This is a genomic window from Microvirga tunisiensis (assembly GCF_009296175.1).
GTDB lineage: Bacteria > Pseudomonadota > Alphaproteobacteria > Rhizobiales > Beijerinckiaceae > Microvirga > Microvirga tunisiensis.
The window spans coordinates 1-2,696 of sequence record NZ_VOSK01000570.1 but is presented as its reverse complement, the minus strand read 5'-3'; the positions used below and the strand labels follow the sequence as shown (position 1 = coordinate 2,696).

2 protein-coding genes and 2 pseudogenes are annotated in these 2,696 nt (G+C 60.2%); 3 read left to right on the top strand and 1 reads right to left on the bottom strand.

Translation table 11 applies throughout. The features are described from left to right. Positions 1-178 (top strand): annotated as a pseudogene (locus FS320_RS49295) (CBS domain-containing protein); the annotation flags it as partial. A 40-nt stretch (positions 179-218) separates the two neighbouring features. Beyond that, positions 219-374, top strand: coding sequence for a hypothetical protein (locus FS320_RS41390; RefSeq protein ID WP_192926416.1), 156 nt, complete (start codon positions 219-221; stop codon positions 372-374). 478 nt (positions 375-852) lie between these two features. Here the strand turns inward: FS320_RS41390 and FS320_RS41385 are convergent, their stop codons facing one another. Continuing rightward, positions 853-1,890 carry an SMP-30/gluconolactonase/LRE family protein gene (locus tag FS320_RS41385; RefSeq protein ID WP_152718388.1) on the bottom strand — a complete coding sequence of 346 codons (1,038 nt, stop codon included), beginning with the start codon at positions 1,888-1,890 and terminating at the stop codon, positions 853-855. 670 nt (positions 1,891-2,560) lie between these two features. Here FS320_RS41385 and FS320_RS41380 point away from each other — a divergent pair. Next, positions 2,561-2,696, top strand: a pseudogene (locus tag FS320_RS41380) (IS110 family transposase); the annotation flags it as partial.

Below are 2,696 nucleotides of genomic sequence, written 5' to 3'. Positions count from 1 at the left end.
CATGGCTGATATCCAGGTGCGGCGGCTGCCGGTGCTCACCCGCGAAAAGCGGCTGGTCGGCATCATCTCGCTCGGCGATCTGGCGGTGACAGATGAGGCCAGGCGTGCCGGCGAAGCCGTGGCCGGCATCTCGCAGCCGGGTGGGCAGCACAGCCAAACCGGGGGTCCCCGGCACTGAGCCGTGGAACAGCGAGATCGTCATGGCCCGGAGGCCGGCCATGGCAGGCGGGAACCGCAACAGGCCGCCAGGCCAGCGGAACGACTGGCCTGAGGTTGAAGTCTCGATAGCGCCGCTTGGCCTTCCGGGGACGCTGGTGCATCCGGTTGCCGGGCAGGGCATTATCCTGTTCGCCCACGGTAGCGGCAGCATGTGAAGCGGCACCGAAGGTTGACCCCTTGCTCGGGAAGGACAACGCCTTGGTTTAGTGACACAAAATGGAAATTCGGTGGGGTCACGATCGACGCCGATGATGACCCCGCCGATGCTATGAGTTCGCCAGCAAGATCATGCATTTAATGGTCGTCGGCTTGGGGGGCGTCATTCGATGCTGATTCACCTTCAACCAAGTCGCTCCACCCCAGCTGACCCCATCAAGTGCCCTGGAGCACGTAGAGAACGCAGACACCCTTTGGGTCGCACATCGCTCAGGATCGGAGAGCCACCCCTTGACCCATTAGAGAACACTATCGGCACTCCGCGGACGTAAGCCGAACTTCTGCAACAGGAGAGTGAAGCGAACGTTTACAGGATCACGCCTAAAGACCGTCGCTGATCCTGACGAGACCTTATAGATGTTGCTTCTTCGAGTGTCAGGGACCCGGGCGACGTACTCGGGTCTCCGGATGCCGCAATCAGGAGCGGTGAGCGCCTTGAGCAGCAGTATAGATCGTGTAGACGGACTGGCTGCCACAGATGAACAGCCGGTTCCGCTGCTTGCCTGCAAAGGTCAAGTTCGCACACGCTTCCGGCATGACGAGCTGACCGATCTTGGTGCCGTCAGCCGTGTAGACGTGGATCCCGTCAATGCCTTCGCCGCCAAATGCGGTTGCCGCCCAAATGTTGCCGTCCACATCGGCCCGCATGCCGTCGTGGAACCCCTTCTCCAAGGTTGCGAACACCTGGCGGTTGGTCAGCTTGCGGCCATTGTCGGCCAGATCCCAGGCGATGATCTGCGCCGGTTCCGAATGGTGAGTGGGGGCTGAATCCGCGACATACAGCTTCCTGTAGTCGGGCGAGAAGCAGAGGCCATTGGGCTTGAGGATCTCATCCGTGAGCTTTGTCAGCGTGCGGGATTTAGGATCGAGGTGATAGATGCTGGCGGGGAGTTCCAGATTGCGAACATTGCCCTCGTAATGCCAAAAGCTGCCATAACCCGGATCGGTGAAGATAATGCCGCCGTCGTCTGGATGCACAACGGCATCATTCGGCGCATTCAGCCGCTTGCCCTCGAAGGTTTCCGCCAACACCTCCGGCTCACCCTGCCAGTTGTATCGCACAACCCGGGCGGTTGAGTGCTCGCACGAGATCTGCCGGCCCTCGAAGTCAAACGTGTTGCCGTTGGAGAAGTTTGAGGGAACCCGCAGCTCGGTGACCCGGCCCGTCGCCTCATCCCACCGCATCTGGCGGTTGTTCGGAATATCGGAGAACACCACATAGCGGCCCACTCCGTTCCATGCCGATCCTTCCGCCCAAAGGGCGCCCGTCCATTGACGCTGCAACGGAGTGTTTCCGATCATGTACTTGTTGAAGCGCTTGTCGAGAACCTTCCAGGCCGAGTCCGGATACCGCTGCGGCTCCGGAGAACGCATTGGCTGTGAGAGAACTGGGGTGGAGGCGAGACCGGCAAGCGCGGTCATACCACCGATGAAGCTGCGTCGATCCAAATCCATGAGATCCTCCCTAGGAAGCGGTGTGCTTATCGCCCCTCAGCACAGGCCCGTTCGTCGGACGCACATTGCTCGGGAAGAATCACACCGATGCTTAACCCCGGCAATGCCACGGCAGAGTGATCAGTATGGCTAGAGCCCCCTCTGATTGGGTAGCTCTGGTGCTCTGGGACGGTTGGTCGGAACAAGACGGTTCCTGCCCGGCGGCCTCGCTTCAGGACATCACTTAATTAAGCTCGTAGACGTGCAGGATGGGCTACTGAACTTCGGGCTAGCGCCAGGACGGCGACCAAAGCCAATGGCGACCTAGGGCACGTCCCGGAAGTAAGCCGAACGTCTGCTCAAACAGGGAACACTGGACCTTCCCAAAGGTGGCGGGACTTCCTGGTTTGACCGAGGCCGTGTCAAAACTCGAACAGGCTCGGCCTTGCCGAACGATTTGTACAAGTTCACGCTCCTGTACCGGGGATTTCCCGGTCTATCGAGGCTTGCAGGAAATTAAATTGCTTCACGGAGCGGCCCGATCGCGTTTTGACACATTGGGTAATCGCGGAGCGAGTCGCCCTCGGGCCAGACGGTCAGTGCATGGAAGAGTGGGTGGTTGTTCCCCGATAAGATGAAGATACGGGCTCTCGACTGGACGCCGGGCCCAAGCATCGAACGGAGAACAACCATGGGTGAGTATATCGGTCTTGACGTGTCGTTGAAAGAGACGGCGATCTCGGTGCGGCGGGACGGTAAGCGGATCTGGCGCGGCAAATGCCCGTCGGATCCGAGCCTGATCGCGGAAGTTGTCCGCGAGCGCGCCC

Excerpts from the sequence above, each read along its gene's own strand:
- FS320_RS41390 (WP_192926416.1), top strand. The coding sequence starts at position 219 with ATGGCAGGCGGGAACCGCAACAGGCCGCCAGGCCAGCGGAACGACTGG.
- FS320_RS41385 (WP_152718388.1), bottom strand. The coding sequence starts at position 1,890 with ATGGATTTGGATCGACGCAGCTTCATCGGTGGTATGACCGCGCTTGCC.